The organism is Heyndrickxia acidiproducens DSM 23148, from assembly GCF_000374345.1.
GTDB classification, from domain to species: Bacteria; Bacillota; Bacilli; order Bacillales; family Bacillaceae_C; genus Weizmannia; species Weizmannia acidiproducens.
The window spans coordinates 16,137-34,793 of record NZ_KB893976.1 but is presented as its reverse complement, the minus strand read 5'-3'; the positions used below and the strand labels follow the sequence as shown (position 1 = coordinate 34,793).

The 18,657-nt window shown below is 47.8% G+C and carries 17 protein-coding genes; 1 reads left to right on the top strand and 16 read right to left on the bottom strand.

Going from position 1 to position 18,657, the window contains the following annotated elements:
• Window positions 1-86 precede the first annotated feature (86 nt).
• The 5 genes from recG to C232_RS0100145 all read right to left on the bottom strand — a co-directional run bounded on the left by recG (window position 87) and on the right by C232_RS0100145 (window position 5,898).
• A complete protein-coding gene (gene recG, locus C232_RS0100165; RefSeq protein WP_018660025.1) occupies window positions 87-2,135 on the bottom strand; it encodes an ATP-dependent DNA helicase RecG in 2,049 nt (682 codons plus the stop codon).
• A complete protein-coding gene (gene sdaAA / locus C232_RS0100160; RefSeq protein ID WP_018660024.1) occupies window positions 2,128-3,015 on the bottom strand; it encodes an L-serine ammonia-lyase, iron-sulfur-dependent, subunit alpha in 888 nt (295 codons plus the stop codon). The genes recG and sdaAA overlap by 8 nt, the downstream gene beginning before the upstream one ends.
• 100 nt (window positions 3,016-3,115) lie before the next feature.
• On the bottom strand, window positions 3,116-3,778 hold the full coding sequence (gene sdaAB, locus C232_RS0100155; protein WP_018660023.1) for an L-serine ammonia-lyase, iron-sulfur-dependent subunit beta: 663 nt from the start codon (window positions 3,776-3,778) through the stop codon (window positions 3,116-3,118).
• Between the two features lie 68 nt (window positions 3,779-3,846).
• Window positions 3,847-5,520, bottom strand: a complete 1,674-nt coding sequence (locus C232_RS0100150) for a DAK2 domain-containing protein (protein WP_018660022.1) — start codon at window positions 5,518-5,520, stop codon at window positions 3,847-3,849.
• 15 nt (window positions 5,521-5,535) lie between these two features.
• Window positions 5,536-5,898: an Asp23/Gls24 family envelope stress response protein gene (locus tag C232_RS0100145; RefSeq protein ID WP_018660020.1), complete on the bottom strand. Its 363-nt coding sequence runs from the start codon at window positions 5,896-5,898 to the stop codon at window positions 5,536-5,538.
• 357 nt (window positions 5,899-6,255) lie between these two features.
• On the opposite strand from C232_RS0100145, the gene rpmB reads away from it, so the two are divergent.
• Window positions 6,256-6,444 carry a 50S ribosomal protein L28 gene (gene rpmB, locus C232_RS0100140; protein WP_018660018.1) on the top strand — a complete coding sequence of 63 codons (189 nt, stop codon included), beginning with the start codon at window positions 6,256-6,258 and terminating at the stop codon, window positions 6,442-6,444.
• A gap of 119 nt (window positions 6,445-6,563) precedes the next feature.
• Here the strand turns inward: rpmB and spoVM are convergent, their stop codons facing one another.
• The 11 genes from spoVM to coaBC all read right to left on the bottom strand — a co-directional run bounded on the left by spoVM (window position 6,564) and on the right by coaBC (window position 18,501).
• Window positions 6,564-6,644, bottom strand: coding sequence for a stage V sporulation protein SpoVM (spoVM, locus tag C232_RS18270; protein ID WP_017551496.1), 81 nt, complete (start codon window positions 6,642-6,644; stop codon window positions 6,564-6,566).
• 105 nt (window positions 6,645-6,749) lie between these two features.
• Complete coding sequence (locus tag C232_RS0100125) at window positions 6,750-7,406, bottom strand: thiamine diphosphokinase (RefSeq protein WP_018660016.1); 657 nt, start codon at window positions 7,404-7,406, stop codon at window positions 6,750-6,752.
• 87 nt (window positions 7,407-7,493) lie between these two features.
• Complete coding sequence (gene rpe, locus C232_RS0100120) at window positions 7,494-8,141, bottom strand: ribulose-phosphate 3-epimerase (RefSeq protein WP_211211468.1); 648 nt, start codon at window positions 8,139-8,141, stop codon at window positions 7,494-7,496.
• Window positions 8,142-8,143: 2 nt separating this feature from the next.
• On the bottom strand, window positions 8,144-9,031 hold the full coding sequence (gene rsgA, locus C232_RS0100115) for a ribosome small subunit-dependent GTPase A (RefSeq protein ID WP_018660014.1): 888 nt from the start codon (window positions 9,029-9,031) through the stop codon (window positions 8,144-8,146).
• Window positions 9,032-9,128: 97 nt separating this feature from the next.
• Window positions 9,129-11,267, bottom strand: a complete 2,139-nt coding sequence (gene pknB, locus C232_RS0100110; RefSeq protein WP_018660013.1) for a Stk1 family PASTA domain-containing Ser/Thr kinase — start codon at window positions 11,265-11,267, stop codon at window positions 9,129-9,131.
• Window positions 11,261-12,019: a Stp1/IreP family PP2C-type Ser/Thr phosphatase gene (locus tag C232_RS0100105; protein ID WP_018660012.1), complete on the bottom strand. Its 759-nt coding sequence runs from the start codon at window positions 12,017-12,019 to the stop codon at window positions 11,261-11,263. The genes pknB and C232_RS0100105 overlap by 7 nt, the downstream gene beginning before the upstream one ends.
• Window positions 12,020-12,099: 80 nt before the next feature.
• Entirely contained in the window at window positions 12,100-13,437 is a 1,338-nt protein-coding gene (gene rsmB / locus C232_RS0100100) for a 16S rRNA (cytosine(967)-C(5))-methyltransferase RsmB (protein ID WP_018660011.1), read from the bottom strand.
• Entirely contained in the window at window positions 13,434-14,384 is a 951-nt protein-coding gene (gene fmt, locus C232_RS0100095) for a methionyl-tRNA formyltransferase (RefSeq protein WP_018660010.1), read from the bottom strand. Before fmt ends, rsmB begins: the two co-directional genes overlap by 4 nt.
• Entirely contained in the window at window positions 14,381-14,857 is a 477-nt protein-coding gene (gene def / locus C232_RS0100090; protein ID WP_081622710.1) for a peptide deformylase, read from the bottom strand. Before def ends, fmt begins: the two co-directional genes overlap by 4 nt.
• 33 nt (window positions 14,858-14,890) lie before the next feature.
• Window positions 14,891-17,296 (bottom strand): primosomal protein N', encoded by a 2,406-nt coding sequence (gene priA, locus C232_RS0100085; RefSeq protein ID WP_018660008.1) that lies wholly within the window; start codon window positions 17,294-17,296, stop codon window positions 14,891-14,893.
• Window positions 17,293-18,501 carry a bifunctional phosphopantothenoylcysteine decarboxylase/phosphopantothenate--cysteine ligase CoaBC gene (coaBC, locus tag C232_RS0100080; protein ID WP_018660007.1) on the bottom strand — a complete coding sequence of 403 codons (1,209 nt, stop codon included), beginning with the start codon at window positions 18,499-18,501 and terminating at the stop codon, window positions 17,293-17,295. The genes priA and coaBC overlap by 4 nt, the downstream gene beginning before the upstream one ends.
• Window positions 18,502-18,657: the final 156 nt, after the last annotated feature.

Genomic DNA, 18,657 nt, shown 5'->3' with positions numbered 1-18,657 from the left:
AAAGTAAAAGAAGTTTGCAAGATTTACCAGGCAGGGAAAATGGATTCACGATCCCCTTGCAAGTTCTGAAAAATGAGCAGACGCCTTTAGTCCAGCTTTTCCCCTTCCAGCACACCCGATTCCTTAAGATTTGCCCTTAATCTCCGGTATTCCGGAGCATGCCAGAAGGTTTCCGATTCAATCAGCTTTTGGGCATCCTTGCGAGCTGTTTCGAGGGCGCGGAAATCATGCACCATATCCGCCACTTTAAATTCCGGCAGGCCGCTTTGTTTTTTTCCAAAGAAATCTCCCGGCCCGCGCAATTCAAGATCCTTCTCACTCAGCACAAAACCGTTATTCGTCTCGGTCATGATTTTCATCCGCTCTTTGCCGATTTCTGTTTTCGGGTCTGCAAGCAATATACAATAGGATTGCTCATCCCCCCTGCCGACACGGCCGCGCAGCTGGTGAAGCTGGGACAGTCCGAAACGCTCGGCATCATAGATAACCATCATCGTGGCATTGGGTACATTCACCCCGACTTCGACAACAGTAGTGGAGACAAGAACTTGAATGTCATTATGGCTGAACGCTTTCATGGCCGCATCTTTTTCTTCGTTTGGAAGCCTGCCGTGCATCAGCCCTGCTTTGTATCTATCGCCAAAATACCGGGTTAAAACGGCATGGGCATCAATGGCATTTTGCACATCGAGTTTCTCGGATTCTTCAATCAGCGGACAGATGACGTATGCCTGCCTGCCTTTTTCCAATTCTTTTTCTACCATTCCGAGCACTTTTTCCAGCATATGATGCTTTACCCAGTATGTCTCGATTTCTTTTCTCCCCGCAGGCATTTCGTCGATGACCGAGACGTCCATTTCGCCAAAAACCGTAATCGCGAGTGTGCGCGGAATCGGTGTTGCCGTCATGAATAAGACATCAGGCGAGATTCCTTTTTCGCGGAGGACCCTTCTCTGTTCAACACCAAAGCGGTGCTGCTCGTCTGTAATCACGAGGCCGAGGCGATGAAAGTCGACATCCTCCTGGATTAGGGCATGCGTTCCGACCAGTACATCAATTTCCCCGTTTTTCAACTGCTCGAGCAGCGCCTTTCTCCGTTTGCCTTTTACCGAACTGGTTAACAATGAAACGACGGCCCCGTGCGGCTCCAATAGCTTGTACAATGATTTGGCATGCTGTTCGGCAAGGATTTCAGTCGGGACCATTAATGCCCCCTGGAAGCCGGCTGTCACGGCCGCATAAAGCGCAAGCGCAGCAACTACAGTTTTGCCTGAACCGACATCGCCCTGCAGCAGACGGTTCATGCGGTATGGCGACTTCATGTCCGCACAAATTTCATTGACCACCCGTTTTTGCGCAGCCGTTAATGCAAACGGAAGCGAGTGAATCAATTTTTTCAGCTCCGGCAGTTTGTAATGGATCGCCTGGCCATGGGAATGTTCACGCTCAAATTTGCGCAGCGCCTGCATTTTCAATTGAAAGTTTAAAAACTCTTCATATACAATTGTGCGCCTTGCAAATTTCACTTCCCGCTCAGACGTTGGAAAGTGCATCGCGTACATGGCCTGCCGCTTCGGAAATAGTTTGTAAGCAGCAAGCATCGATTCAGGTAAAGTGTCTTCTATCTTGGCGCCAAATTCAGAAAAAGCGGTTTTAATATATTTGCGTAAGCTTTTGACCGTCATTTTACCTTTAATGGAATAGACCGGTTCAAACAGGGAGGCACGTTCTGCTGACCCTGTCTTCATTTCCTGGGCGATAATGGTTTGGCGGTTCTGGTCCCATTTGCCTGTGACGGTAATTTCATCCTGAATCTGAATTTTCTTTTTTAAATAGGGCTGGTTAAAAAATACGACGGTAATCAAAAATTGCCCGACGAGCACTTTCATCGACAGCCGCGAGCGTTTTCTTGAATAAAAGATAAGAGAAGGCTCGCTGTGAACCCTCCCTTCTACTGTGATCCTTTCATCATGCCGGACATCCTGCAAATCACGGAGCCGGTAATCTTCGTAACGATACGGATAATAACCAAGCAGGTCGCCAACCGTGGTAATTCCCATCAATTCCAGATTGCTTTCAGTTTCTGCGCCGATTCCTTTTATGACAGATACCGGCTGGTTTAAGGCGTTATCCATGGGTATCGAGCGAAACACCGAAAATTTTGGATTCAAGCTTTCTTGCTGTAGGTGTATCCGCCAACCCTCCCCCGGCAGTTTCCTTTAGCGCAACCGGCATGCGCAAACCGACGCGGTACATCGCATCAATGACTTCATCGCAAGGAATCCGGCTTTTGATTCCGGCAAGTGCCATATCGGCGGCCACCATCGCATTCGCAGCCCCCATCGCGTTTCTTTTCACACATGGGACTTCAACCAAACCGGCAACAGGATCACAAACAAGGCCAAGCATATTCTTTAACGTAATGGCCATCGCGTGTGCGCTTTGTTCCGGTGCCCCGCCGGCCATTTCAACGATGGCGGCAGCAGCCATCCCGGCAGCAGAACCGACTTCAGCCTGGCAGCCGCCTGCAGCTCCGGAAATAAATGCATTATTGGCGACGACAAACCCAAAGGCGCCTGCCGTGAACAGAAACCGCAACATTTGCTCCCTTGTCGGATCCAGTTTATTTTTAACGGCAAAAAGTGTCCCTGGCACAACTCCCGCAGAACCGGCAGTCGGCGTTGCGCAGATTGTACCCATCGCAGCATTGACTTCATTGGTCGCGACTGCTTTACTGACAGCGTCTAAAATCGTTTCTCCTGATAAAAAATTTCCTTTTTCAATATATTTCTGCAGCAGAACCGCATCGCCGCCTGTCAGCCCTGATCGGGACTTTACGCCTGCAATGCCGCGTTCCACCGCTTTTTCCATTACGGTTAAATTATGATCCATTTTCTTTATGACTTCATCGCGGGATCCTCCCGTCACATCCATTTCCTGTTCGATCATAATTTCCGAGATTTTTTTGTTTTGCTGTTCGGCTAAACCGACCAATTCAGCAACGTTTCGAAACATAAATATCCTCCTTACAACAAACGGAAGTCGCTGTCGCTTGTGCACACTTGTATTTTTTGGAAATGAAGTGAACATAAGTGGCCGGCCATCTGTTCAAACACTAATCTACTACCCTGGCAACCTGCGAAATATTCGGCAGGCGCCCGATTTCTTCCAAAACGGTGTCATCAAGATTCTGGTCGACTTCGATCGTCATCAGTGCCATTTTCCCTACTTCTTTACGTGAGACTTCCATGTGGCCGATATTGATCTCATATTTTGATAGCACATTGGACACCGCAGCAATCGCGCCAAAACGATCATCATGGACAACAAGAATGGCCGGGTGGTGTCCGGATAAACGCAGCCGGAACCCGTTCAGTTTCGTGATTTCAATTTTTCCGCCGCCAATGGAAATCCCGACAAGTTCCATTTCCGTGTTTTCATCACGCAATACAATTTTTGCGGTATTGGGATGATCGGGAATGGCTTCTTCAACAAAAAACCGGACATCGAGTCCGAGCTTTTTTGCAATTTCCAGTGCAGAAGTAAGCCGCCTGTCGTCGGTGTCAAAATCCAATAAACCGCCGACAATGGCAACATCGGTGCCATGGCCTTTATAGGTGCTGGCAAACGAACCGTAAAAATGAATATCGGCCTGTTTTGGCTGCCTGCCGAATAAGCTTCTGGCCACCTTGCCGATTCTCGCAGCCCCTGCCGTATGCGAGCTGGAAGGTCCGATCATGACAGGCCCAATGATATCGAATACGCTTTTGTACTTCATGGTTTCCACTCACCTTATATTATCGTGCTTATGTTTAGCATATGCCGCAAAAGGCGGAATGAACCGTTTCATTCAACGGCAAAAATAAAAGAATATAACGGCTGTTTCCCGTTATGGACTTCCACTTCAATGTCCGGATAATGGTCTTCGATAAATGCAACAAGCTCATCCACCCGTTCAGAAGTGACATCCTGCCCGTAAATCACGGTGGCGATTTCATCCTCTTCGCTGATCATCTGTGCCAAAAGCTGTTCAGCCGCTGTTAATAGCTCAGGACTTGTCTTCACAATTTTTCCTTCGTAAATCCCCATATAATCATCTTTTTTAATTGAGATGCCGTCCATATTGGTATCGCGGACCGCAAATGTCACCTGGCCGGTTTTTACATGGCCAAGGGCTTCTTTCATGGCCTCTGCGTTTTGCTCCAGCGAATGTGACGGATTGAACGCAAGCAATGCTGCCATTCCCTGCGGCACTGTTTTCGACGGGACAACGATAACTTTTTCATCCGCCAGCTCGGCAGCCTGTTCGCTTGCCATGACAATATTTTTATTGTTAGGCAGAATGATAATTTGCTCCGCATTGGCTTCAACAATTGCTTTTAAGATATCCTCGGTGCTCGGGTTCATTGTCTGGCCGCCTTCGATCACGGCTGTTGCGCCAATGCTCTTAAACAATTCAGCAATCCCTGCCCCCATTGAAACCGTAACAATACCGTATTCCGCTTTCGGTTTTGCTTCTTTTTCGGTGGCAAGCGGGTGATGCGTCTCCCCGACAATGGAGCTGTGCTGCTCGCGCATATTATCAACCTTTAATTTAATCAGGCTGCCGTACTGCTGCCCGTAATTCAGCACATCACCGGGCTTTTCAGTGTGGACATGGACTTTGACAATATCATCGTCCGAGATGACCAGCAAGGAATCCCCGTACCGGCTCAACTCCTGGCGGAAGCTGTCTTCGGAAAAAACGCGCCCGGCAGGTTTGCTTTTGTCCAGCCTTACCATGATTTCCGTACAGTATCCATACTTAATATCTTCCGTTTTCATAAATTCCTGCGCATGTTTGTGGTGTTCCGCGCTCACAAGCTCATTCATAGACGGGATCACAGATGGAACATCCGGAAGCACTTCCCCTTTCAATTCGGCAAGAAAGCCTTCATATATAAACACAAGCCCCTGGCCGCCGCTGTCGACAACGCCGACTTCTTTTAATACCGGCAGCATTTCGGGTGTACGGCTTAATGTTTTTTTGGCTTCCCCAAGGATCGCCTCCATGACAGCAGCAATATCTTTTTCATTTTTTGACACTTGTACGCCTTTTTTTGCCGCTTCCCTGGCAACGGTAAGGATCGTCCCTTCCACCGGCTTCATGATTGCTTTAAAAGCACTTTCAATCCCGGCCTGAAACGCCTCGGCAAATTCAACGCTTGTAATGCTTGCCTTCGCCTCTATTGATTTCGAAAATCCACGGAATAATTGGGAAAGAATGACCCCTGAATTTCCCCTTGCTCCCATCAGCAGGCCTTTTGCAAAAGCCGCGGCCAGTGCACCGATATGCTCCTGGTTGTTTTTCCGGACTTCTTTTGCACCTGAAGTCATTGTTAAATTCATATTGGTTCCCGTATCGCCGTCCGGTACAGGGAACACATTTAAAGCATCCACCACTTTTGCATTGGCGGCTAAGTGGTCTGCTCCTTGTATAATCATTTCTGCAAAGTGTTTGCCATCCAATGATGTAAGCACGATATTTCCTCCTCGTTACGGGTTCGTTACACGAACGCCTTGAACGTAAATATTAATGGCGTCAACCGATAAGCCGACCATTTGATTCAGGGTATACTTCACTTTTTGCTGGACATTGTGGGCGATTTCAGAGATTTTTGTTCCATAGCTCACCATAATATACATATCAATTTCTACTTTCTCATCCTGTTGACGCACAATTACGCCCCTTGAGAAGTTTTCCTTCCGCAAAATTTCGGTAATGCCATCTTTGATCTGATTTTTTGAAGCCATCCCGACGATGCCGAAACAATCGACAGCCGCTCCACCTGCAATCGTAGCGACCACTTCATTAGATATATCAATTTGACCGAAAGCAGTATTCATTTCAATCGACATAAATTGCTCCTCCTTACTGGCGTTTTGCCAAAAAAGAATTCGGCTTGCTCCTCCCATTTTACTATAATCCATAAAGCATGGAAAGCCGGAGATAAAAATGCGGCGTTCTAAATCCAAATGGTTGCCGTTACATAAACTATAGTTTACCATAAAAGCAAACGCCATGCAGTGCGCGGGAAATGGCTGAATAACCGTTCCGGCAGATAATCCCCGTACCCGGCGATGCTGCAAAGATGAAACCTTGCAAACTGCCCTTGAATATGATACATTATAATAGTAATTTTACGAGGAAAATTGAAGTAATGAAATAATAAATTTGTTCTATTTCTGCTTCGTGAAGTAAGGAGGGACTATATTATGCCGAAAAAATGTGTCATTACAGGCCGCAAAACAACAGCAGGCAACAACCGTTCACATGCGATGAACGCATCGAAACGCACTTGGAAAGCAAATCTTCAAAAAGTGCGCATCCTGGTTGACGGCAAGCCAAAACGTGTTTGGGTTTCTACCCGTGCATTGAAATCCGGGAAAGTGGAACGCGTTTAATCCTTTAAAATCCAGACACCCATTTAGAAATCAGTTGCATACTGGTTTCTTTTTATATGCAAAAAAAATCGGCGCTCCGCCGATTTTTTATTTTCTGTCATGTTCAAAAGAAAAACCATTTATCCTTTTTTAAAGGTCCCTAACATCGCCCTGACGATCCCGCCCAGAAACTTCGGCAGTTTAATCGTATAAAATTTCATATCTGTCCCTCCCCATTACAAAACATCCAGTCTCCCGCTTATTATATGCTTGATCATGCGATACGTTCACCAGCACTGCTGTATTGATCCTGAATTAAGGAATGATTAATCATGGCTTCTTATCATCATTAATATGCCGTCTGTAAAAGAAAAAGTACCAAAATCTCGGATCAGTTCGTTGCTGATGCAAAGGGTGGACCCGCGGTAAACTTTCCGGTCCTGAAGCGGATATTTAAATCCGCTTAAGGTCAGATTTTCGACCGTGGCGGTAATGGGCAGGAACGAGATATACGGATGGGTTTGAAGGCTTCCTATCGTATAGATGCCGGGCTGGCAAACTGAAATGCGGTTCATTCGGTCGATGATCTCAATCATACCGTGATATTCCAGGGCTTTTTCATGGGTCAAAAGCATCATATTGGTCAATGCATGATCCGCCCTTCCCCCTGTTGCGCCAAAAATTTTGATTGCCCGCGGATTTTGCCGGATTGCCCACAGCAGTGCCAGTTCCAAATCCGTCTCGTCTTTTTCAGGCTTAAATTTTTTGATATTTGTCAGTGTATTTTGGATGGTCCGCCACTCTTCAGCATTTACGGAGTCGAAATCACCAAAGGCCATATCCGGGACAATGCCAAGCTGAAGCAAATGCACAACACCTCTGTCACAGCCAATCCAGCTCACATTTTCACTTTCAGCACAGCTCTTCAAGTCCGGGACATTTTCCAGCGGACCGCCCGCTACGATATGTATGTTTGCTGCCATTTTGCATCATTCCTCCTGGCATTGGGTAATGAAAAGCCGGCATTTAGCGCCGGCGAGTATCCCGAATGTTTTTGCAACATTCTATTATCATACGTTTTTTAATGATTGGATTGCTTGTTCACGATTTTTATTTTGGTAGATATTTGAGCCGGCTACGAGCACAGTGGCACCGGCTTTGGCGCATTTTTTGGCGGTTGCCGGATTGATCCCGCCGTCAACTTCGATTTCAATTTTCAAGTCCTGTTCTGCGGCAAGTTTGGAGACTTGTGCAATTTTCGGGACAACCGATTCAATGAATGCCTGCCCGCCGAAGCCCGGATTGACTGTCATCAGCAGTACCAGATCGACATCCGGAAGAATCGGCACAATCCAATCAACCGGTGTCGCCGGATTGATGACAACGCCCGGCTTGACGCCCAGGTTGCGGATTTGCTGGATGGTGCGGTGCAAATGCCGGCACGCTTCAGCATGGACTGAAATATAGTCTGCCCCGGCTTTTGCAAAAGCCTCTAAAAATTGGCCGGGATTTTCAATCATTAAATGAACATCAAGCGGAAGCTTTGTAATCGGGCGCACCGCTTCGACAGCGAGCGGCCCCATTGTCAGATTCGGTACAAAATGCCCGTCCATGACATCAATATGGATCCAGTCCGCCCCGCCGTTTTCAACATCTTTTACTTCTTCCCCAAGCTTTGAAAAATTAGCGGACAAGATAGAAGGTGCAATTTTAACCATCATCAATACCTCGGCTTTCTGTTTTGGATTTCCTGAAGAAATTGGATGTAATGGTCATACCGGAAAGAAGCGATTTCCTTTTGCCCGGCAGCCTGCTTCACAGCGCAATGCGGTTCGTTCAGGTGCAGGCAGCCGCGGAATTTGCATGCGCCGGCACGCTCTGCGATTTCAGGGAAACAATCCCCAAGGCCGTATGCGTCAATTTCATTAAAATCAAGCGAGCTAAAGCCGGGTGTGTCTGCAACCAGTCCCCCTGCAGCCGGAATCAATTCAACGTGGCGGGTTGTATGTTTTCCTCTACCCAAATGCGTTGAAATTTGGTTCGTTTTTAATCGGAGTTCCGGGTCGAGCCGGTTAAGCATCGAAGTTTTCCCCACGCCAGACTGGCCGCAAACTACCGAGATTTTATCCTGCAGATAAGGGCCCAGCCTGTCCAGCCCCCACTGTTCTTTTGAAGATGACAGAATAACGGGATACCCCAGCTTCCGGTAAACATCAAATGTTTCAGCCAATTGTTTCTTTTCATCTTCTCCCAATAAATCACATTTGGTGATTAAAATCAGCGGATGGACATGTCTGGATTCGATTGAAACCAAAAAACGGTCCAAGAGTGCAGTATTAAAATCCGGCTCTTTCGCCGAAAAAACGAGAACAGCCTGATCCACGTTGGCAATGGGCGGGCGTACCAATTCATTCTTTCTTTCGCGGATCTCCAAAATATACCCTTCATGGCCATTTTCCTGCTGGTAGACGACATAATCCCCGACCAAAGGGGTAATCTTATTTTTTCGGAAAATGCCCCTGCCACGGCATTGGTAAATCTCATTGTTCTCCTTATCGGCGACGTAGTAAAACCCGCTTAAAGCCTTCAAGATTTTTCCTTCCGGCATAGATCCACTTCCTTGTTCAATATTTGGTGTATATTCCCCCGGGCCGGCCGGGCGGTAAAAGGCGAAAAAAGGAATGACTTTAAGGTCTTTTTCCCCGTTAATCCGGATAAGAAACCGTATCTTCTTCGATCACCTTTCCATCCCTGACAATTTTGTAGGTTGCTGTTTTCCCGGACTCAATTGTAAATTCGAGCTGTTTTTTCACCGTTTTGGTGATTTCAAACGTTTCAACGGGATCCGACATGTTATGATTCATATCATCAATATAGATTTGTACTTCCTGTTTCACCGGTGCAGCTACCGTCCTGCCCTGATCCTGATCATCCGATTGGCCGTCTGTTTTGGCGTTTTCTGAGCCGGTGTCTTTTGAGTCATTGCTTTTTGAATCATTACTATTTGAATCAGTGCCGCTTGAATCACCGGTAACGGATGTGTCCGCCGACCCGGTATCATCCGGATGGCTGTCCGTCTCGTCCGGTTCATACGGAATCGTCACTTCTTTATGGACGGTTTTCGGCGGCAGTTCTTCCTGTCCTTTACTGATCACAACTTTCACCGTAGAACCCTTGTCAAGTACGGCCCCCGCTGCCGGTGTCTGTGAGATCACCAGTCCTTTTTTGACCGTATCGGAATAAGCTTTTTCCGTCGAATCAATTGAAAAACCGGATTCATTCGCATAATGGTTGAGATCATTCTTTGAAAAACCGGATAAATCCTGGACGGTCACTTTTTCCACACCTTTGCTGACCTTAAACGTAATGACGGTATTTTCCGGCACGACTTTGGCATTCGGCTTCGGATCCTGGGAAAGAATCGTACCCTCGATACTGTCATCATACACTTCTTCTTTTTGGATGTCTTTAAAATGTTCCCCGCTCAGCAACCGGATAATGTCATCATACTGCCTGCCCGTGTAATCGGAAAGACTGTACTTCGCCTTCCCGCCACTGATATAAAGCGTGACTTCGGTGCCTTCTTTAATATTTGCGCCGGTCGAAGGATCCGTTTTAATGATTTTTCCTTTCGGTACCGTTTCACTTGCCGTTGTGATTTTTTCACCGGCTTTTAAGCCGTGCGCAGCCAAGACGGCTGCCGCCGCGCTTGCTTCTTTCCCCTTAATATCCGGAACGCTCACCGTTTTCGGGCCTAAAATGGACGGCAGCAACAAAGCAAAAAGGCCCGCCAAAACCGCTAGCAGTGCGAGTGAGCCAAGTACAAAAGGCCATTTTTTCCTGCGCTTTTTATTCTCTCTGCCGTGCTTTTTCGCCTTTTTTGCTTCCTTTTTTTCTTCGGCGGCATTCAGCATAATGGTTTCATCATTTTTGGCCGCAGCAGGCCTTGCTTCTGTTAGCACCGGCATTGTAATCGTTTTTTCATCATCTTCCGGCACATCAAACTTCGGTTCATTGGCCCGTTCCGGATTTAGTGCCGTCCGGATGTCCTCCCCCATTTCATCCGCGTCATTATAGCGGTGAAACGGGTCCTTTGCCGTTGCTTTTAATACGATATTCTCAACACTTTGCGGAATATCAGGATTCCACCTTTTCGGCGGGGGTGTTTCAGTTTGCAGGTGTTTTAAAGCGATCGAGACAGCCGATTCCCCGGAGAACGGCAGCCTTCCTGTTAAAAGTTCAAACATGACAATGCCAAGTGCATAAATATCTGATTTATAGGTCGCCATTCCGCCCCTTGCCTGTTCGGGTGAAAGATAATGGACAGAACCAAGAACGGCATTGGTTTGTGTGATGGAGGTGGCCGATAAAGCCATCGCGATGCCGAAATCGGTAATTTTAACCACCCCATCGTGATCAATCAAAATATTTTGCGGCTTAATATCACGGTGGATAATATGATTTTGGTGGGCGTGGAAAATTGCAGCCGTTAACTGCCCCATAATATCCAAAGTTTTTTCAACGGAAACCGGGCCGTTTTGCTGTATGTATTGTTTAAGCGTCATGCCTTCAACATTTTCCATGACGATATAGTTGATGTCGTCTTCTTCACCAATATCATAGATGCTGACGATGTTCGGATGCACAAGGCTTGTCGCCGACTGTGCCTCACGGTGGAACCTTTTGATAAATTCCGGTTCATTTGCAAAATCAAGCCGCAATATTTTCACAGCAACATTGCGATCCAAAATCATGTCATGCGCCAGGTAGACGTTTGCCATTCCGCCGCCGCCGATAAGGGTTAATACTTTGTAGCGGCCGCTGATACGCCTTCCGATCAACATGATTGGCACCCGCCTTTACCGTTAACAAACGAAATCAGAACGATGGTGATATTATCTTCCCCGCCATTATGATTCGCCAGTTCCACAAGCATGTCTGCTTTTCTTTCTAAAGGAAAATCCTGCTCCAGCACTTCTTTCATTTTTTCAGCCTGCACCTTATTGGACAGCCCATCGGAACAAAGCAGCAAATAATTTTCTTCTTCAAAAATAATCGTCTGCAAGTCAGGAGAGATTGATGCTTCTGTTCCGAGTGCCTTTAAAATTACATTTTTATGGGGGTGGTTTTCGGCATCTTCTTTGGATATCTGGCCGGTTTTCACCAATTCGTTCACCAATGAGTGGTCTTCGGTCAGCTGGTGAAAACCGTTATCATTAAAAATATAACAACGGCTGTCGCCGATGTTGGCAATGGTCACAAAACGGTCCGTGCACACTGCCGCCACCAGGGTTGTGCCCATTCCTTCGCATTCGGGATGGCCCGCAGCATGTTCAAACAGGCGCCTGTTCACAATCCGAATGGTCTCGGCCAGCCAGGTTTCAGCAGCTTCGGCACTGGCAATCTGTTCAAGTTTCTCAAAAGCTTCCTTAAAATGCTGAACCGTCATTTCACTGGCAATATCGCCGGCCCTGTGCCCGCCCATCCCATCAGCGACAATCGCCAAACGGTCACCCGCAGAATTCAAAAAAATTCCTCCGTTATCCTCATTGTGCTGGCGAACTTTCCCCGTGTCCGTTTTATAGACAGTTTCCATATTGGTCACCTCTTTTTATCACTTGGTTTCTTCGTTTGGCAGCCGGCAATCCTCTGTTCCGGGAAAGCAGGCAGACAAGCTCATGCCTTTTTCCGAATGCTGGAAATAAAAAAGCCATCCCCGCCGAAATCCTGCGGAAAAATCTGCAGCCGGTAGTAGTCCGCCACATAGGAATGCAAAGCTTCCGGCACCTGGAGCGCACAAGGTTCAAAATCGGGATGGTGCGCTAAAAAAGTTTCGATGGTTCCCGCGTTTTCTTCATGATCCACCGTGCAGGTACTGAATACCAGGATCCCGTTTGGCTTCAAGAGCCCTGCTGCTTCTGACAAAATGGACAGCTGAACCTGCTGCAGCGCATGGATATCTTTCAGCGACTTTACATACTTAATATCCGGTTTTCTTTTTAAAACCCCGAAACCTGAGCACGGTGCATCGACTAAAATACGGTCGAAAGATTCTTTTGCAAACCGGCTGCCTGCTTTCCTGCTGTCCATTGCAAATGCTTCAACCCGGCTGAGGCCAAGCCTTTTTGCATTGTCCAGAATGAGCTTAATCTTGTGCTCATGCAAATCGAGCGCCGTGACACTTCCGGTTCCTTGCAGTTTTTCTGCAATATGCGTCGTTTTGCCGCCGGGCGCCGCGCAGCAATCGAGAATATGCTGGCCTTTTTGGATATCGAGCGCATAAGCCGTGCACATTGAGCTCTCATCCTGGATCGTAATCAGGCCTTCACGGAAAGCAGCCGACCGGGCGAGATTTCCTTTTAATGACCGGATTGCTTCCGGAACTACCGGGCTTGGTTGAATTTTAAACCCTTCCTGCCCGAGCATTTTTGCCACTTCTTCCACTGTTGTCCGGTTCATATTTACCCTTGCCGTCTGAACAGGCGCAGCCAGGTTCGCTTCGCACATTTCTTTTGCTGTTTTATAGCCGTACTGCTCCGCCCACCTTTCGACAAGCCAGCGCGGATGGCTGGTGGCAACTGATAATCTTTCCAGCGGATCCTGAATCTCTTTTAAACTCGGAAGTCCCCGCCTCTGGACCGAACGCAAGACACCGTTTACCATTCCGGATATGCCGCGGTGGCCGCGTTTTTTCGCCAGCTCTACCGCTTCAAACAAGATGGCGCGATCAGGGATTTTATCTAAGTATACCATTTGATATAAAGACAGGCGTAATAAATTTCGCACCCAAGGTTCAACTTTTTTCTGCAGGAAAGGGGCAAGAAAAAAGTCGAGCGTTTGCTTCCGCTGCAAAGTCCCGTAAGTGATCTCGGTCAGGAGCCCGGCATCCGGACCTCTGATGCCGTATTTTTCAATAAAATGATTCAGAAGCAGGTTGCTGTATGACTGGTTTTTCTCGACTGCTTCCAATAACTCCAAAGCGGCTTCGCGGACATTTTTCTTTTCTTTGCTCATTTTTCGTCTCCCAGCTTCATGCCAATGGTAAGATGGGCACCGATACCATTTAAAAATTGTGCAGCCGTCATTTTCTTTTTTCCGGCAGGCTGCAGTTCTGTAACTTTAATGGCTGTGTTGTCCCCTGTGCCAATCAATATCCCATCTTTTTGCAAGCCGGCAATTGTCCCCGGCGCGGCATTTTGCGTCAGCACCACTTTTTCTGCTTTCCATATTTTTAGATTTTTTCCTTCAAGCACAGTAAAGGCTACCGGCCACGGGCAAAGCCCTCTGATCTGGTTATAGATTTCTTCACCGTTTTTATGCCAGTCAATTTTTTCCTGCTCGCGCGTAATATTGTGGGCAAAAGTAGCTTTTTCATGATCCTGGGGGATAGGTGTAATGTTATTTTTAAGGATTTCAGGCAGTGTTTCTGATAAAAGCTGTGCCCCGGTTTTGCTCAGCTTTTCATGAAGCGTGCCAACATTATCGGTTTCCTCAATTTTCACTTCCCGCTGGCTGATGATATCGCCAGCGTCCAACTTTTCAGCCATATACATGATCGTAATGCCGGTTTTCTTTTTCCCCTGTAAAATTGCGTAATGGATTGGCGCGCCGCCACGCAGTTCCGGCAGGAGTGAGGCGTGGACATTGATACAGCCAAACGGGGGCGCATCAAGCAGGGCTTTCGGCAGAATCTGGCCGTACGCGCAGGTAACAACTACGTCCGGTTTTAAATCTAAAATGGGTGCCAGATTTTCCGGCAGGCGCAATTTTTCAGGCTGAAATACCGGGATCTTATATTTTTCGGCGGCCACTTTCACCGGCGGCGGTGTCAGCACATGTTTTCTGCCGACCGGCCTGTCCGGCTGCGTGACAACGCCAACCACTTCATAGCCGTCTTTGATCAAAGTTTCCAGCACCGGAATGGAAAACTCCGGTGTCCCCATAAACACTACTTTTGTCATTCATCATCAGCCTCCTCCAAATCTTCTTCATCTACATACTCGATAATTTTAGAGGTAAAAAGAACACCATGCAGATGGTCAATTTCATGCTGGAGCGCACGTGCCAGAAAATCTTCCGCTTCTATTATAAACGTTTTCCCGTGCGCGTTTTGGGCCCTTACTTTTACATGGTAGGCACGCGAAACGGTCCCATACACGCCCGGGAAGCTTAAACAGCCCTCTATATCCGTCTGCTCCCCGCGTTTTGCAATGATTTTCGGATTCACCAGATCAATTCTGCCCGTTTCATCACCGGTATCCACGACCGCCATCTGTTTGGCAATCCCGACCTGGGGAGCGGCAAGGCCGACACCGTCCGAGGCAAGCATTGTTTCATACATGCGGTCCAATGTTTCCTTTAAATTCCGGTCGAACGTTTTAACCGGCCCGCAAGTTTCTTCCAGTACTGCGGCCGGGTATTTGATAATTTCCATGGTAGACAAATTGCTCACTCGTTTCTTTTCTGGTTACATCATCCTATTAGGATTGACATCAATTGAAATGCTTAATCCCTCAGATGCGATTTGATGCTGGAAGTGTTCCAGCAAGGTAGTCAACGTTTCTTTCAATTTCGGTTCATGCTTGTATTTTATCAGACATTGATAGCGATATCTATTTTTAATCCGCGGGACAGGGCATGCCGCCGGGCCCAGAATAACGCTTTGGCCGGAGACGCGGGACTGCACGAAACGGGCGATTTTTTCCGCCGCTGCCACTGTCTTCATTACATTTTCATGGCTGACGGTGATCAATGCCAAATAGTAAAACGGCGGGTAGGCACCCACTTTTCGCATCATCATTTCCTGCCGGTAAAAACTCTCATAGTCCTGGTCGCCGGCAAGCTGGATGCTGTAATGTTCCGGTGTGTATGTCTGCACAACAACTTCGCCGGCAAGCTCATGGCGCCCCGCCCGCCCGCTCACCTGCGTTAACAGCTGGAATGTTTTTTCAGAGGCGCGAAAATCGGGCAAATGCAGCATTGTGTCGGCATTTAAAACACCAACCAGGGTAATATTCGGAAAATCAAGGCCCTTTGCAATCATTTGCGTGCCAAGCAGAATATCTGCTTCCCCGTTTGCAAAGCTTTTTAACAGGCGCTCATGGGATCCTTTCCGGCTTGTCGTATCAACATCCATTCGGATTACCCTTGCGTGGGGCAGAAGTTTCCCCAGTTCTTCTTCCACTTTCTGTGTCCCGGTCCCAAAGTATCGGATATGGCTGCTGCCGCATTCAGGGCAAACTTGCGGCACAAATGTTTGATAGCCGCAGTAATGGCATTTCATTTCATTTGTATGGCGGTGGTAGGTCAAAGAAATATCACAGTTCGGGCATTGCATTACATACCCGCAGTCGCGGCACATTACAAACGACGAATACCCCCGCTTATTTAACAACAGGACGGTCTGCTGCTTTTTTTCAAGCCGGTCTTGCAGCTTTTCGAAAAGCGCTGTTGAAAACATTGAGCGGTTGCCGGTGCGCAGTTCTTCGCGCATATCAACAATGGAAACATCCGGAAGCGGCTGGTTATTCATCCGCTTTCCCATTCTTAATAAGGTATAGACATTCTTTTGAGCGCGCGCAAATGATTCGAGCGACGGTGTAGCACTGCCAAGAATAACCGGGCAATGATGGATTTTGCTTCTGAAAATCGCGACATCGCGGGCATGGTAGCGCGGATTGTCCTCCTGCTTGTAGCTGTTCTCATGTTCTTCGTCAATAATGATCATGCCGATATTTTCAAAAGGTGCAAAAATCGCCGACCGCGCCCCGACCACCACTTTTACTTCTTTACGGATGATTTTCCGCCATTCATCGTATTTCTCGCCGATTGAGAGGCCGCTGTGGAGGACAGCAACATCCTTCCCAAAGCGGCTTTTAAAACGGTGCACCATCTGCGGCGTCAGCGAGATCTCCGGAACAAGCACAATTGCTTCTTTGCCTTCATTGAGCACGGCCTGAATCGATTGCAGATAAATTTCCGTTTTTCCGCTTCCGGTGACGCCGTACAACAGGAATGTCTCGCTCCGGTTTTCGCGGATGGATGAGAGGACAGGCTGAATCGCCTGCTTTTGGTCAGTTGTCAGGACATGCGGATCACTTTTTTGAAAGGTGCTGTGCTCATAAGGATCCCTGTACAGTTCCTTCCTTTTTTCGCGCAGCCATCCTTTTTCAATGAGCGCTTTAATGGCGGCTGAAGAAGCATCGGCCGTTTTGGCAAGCTCCGGCGCCGGTACAGCTGCACCGGGATGGACAAGGAAAAATTGCAGTAGCTGTTTTTGTTTGACAGCATTGCCGGGAATGGTGCCAATCTTTTCATTCAACTCATCTAAAGATAGCGGGCTGGAAATCATCCGCACCATTTTTTTATTGGCTTTGCTTTTCACTGCGTAAACGACTTCCGCAGAACCGTTTTTAACCTCTTTTTGCAAAGACGGCAGGATGTTGCGCGCCTCTGCCTCTTTCCAGCTGATTTCTTCTTTGTTTCCAAACATCTCGTCCAAAAGCGGGTTGGCTTGATGATCCAGCCTTCTGATCGACTTTTCATATTTGGCTTTCATCGCAGCCGGAAGCATTACCTGGTAAGCGGATATTTTCAGGCATAACGTTTCTTCCGCGAGCCAGTCCCCGAGCGCCAAAAGCTCGCCGTTTAATACGGGCACGAGATCCTGCGGTTCGATGATCGCACGCAAATGCTCCACTTCCGAGTCAGCTTTCAAAGCGGTGACAAAGCCCTGGATCTTCCGCGGCCCAAAAGGAACGATCACCCGCATGCCCGGCAGGATCGTATTTTCCCACTTTTCGGGGACCAAATAATCAAACAGCTTGTCGGTCTGCATCGCAGGCACATCGACAATCACACTGGCAATCTTCATTTCGCCCAGCCCATTTCCAGCGTTGTGCAAATTTCCTGCAAAATTCTTCGTGCGGTTTCATGCTTTGAAAGCAATGGCAGCTCGATCTTTGCACCGTCCCGCTTAAAAATTGTCACAATATTGGTGTCACCTGCAAAGCCCGCGCCTTCATGGCTGACGTTATTGGCGACAATCATATCGGCACGCTTTTTCTCTAACTTTTCAAGGGCATATTGCTCAAGATGATCCGTTTCGGCGGCGAACCCTACCAAATACGGCTTGTCCGGCTGTTCACCGAGTTCTTTTAAGATATCTTTTGTCCGCGCCAGTTCCAAAACAAGCGGGCCCGGCTGTTTTTTCAATTTCCGGTCTGACGTATGTACAGGTGCATAATCCGCAACCGCAGCGCTTTTAATCACAATATCGGCTTGTTTATAAAGGCCCATCACCGTCTCATACATATCCGCTGCACTTTGCACCTTCAGCCTTTCAACACCGGCCGGGGCCGGCAGACGGTCCACGCTGGTAACGAGCAGGACATGTGCCCCCATTTTCGCGGCTTCTTCAGCAATTGCAAATCCCATTTTCCCGGAAGAACGGTTTGTCAAATAACGGACCGGATCTATTTTTTCTATCGTCGGCCCTGCTGTCACCAGCACCGTTTTTCCGCTTAAAGGCTTCGTACCCGAATCGAAATAATCCGCAATGAGCGCGGTGATTTTCTCCGGTTCTTCCAATCTGCCTTTTCCGACATAACCGCATGCGAGATGCCCTTCTCCCGGTTCAATAAACCGGCAGCCATATTCGTACAATATTTCGATATTACGCCGGACAGCCGGATGATCATACATATGGACATTCATGGCCGGCGCCACCCACACCGGCGCCGTGGTTGCCAGAATCGTTGTTGTCACCATATCATCCGCAATCCCGTTTGCCATTTTGCCGATCATGTTGGCGGTAGCGGGGGCGACCAAAACAAGATCCGCCCAATCTGCCAGGTCGATATGGGCAATTTTATCCGGCTGTTTTTCTTCAAATATATCGGTATAGACATCGTTCCGCGAAAGTGCTTGAAAGGTTAAAGGCGTAACGAATTGACAGGCGGACTTTGTCATGGCGACTTTTACTTCCGCTCCCGCCTGCACGAGTTTGCTCGTTAAAGCAGCTGCCTTGTATACGGCAATCCCGCCGGTTACACATAATAAAATCTTTTTTCCAAGCATCCATAAGTCCCCCTAAGATTTTTCAAAGCTTTTCTGCAAGGATTGCTTATCCCCATTCTATCAAAAAAGTAAAAATAAGAAAAAGAGCTGAGCCCTATCCGGCCAGCCCCGTGCAGACAATAATCATGTTAATTTTCTCCGCTTAAAGCCGGGCAA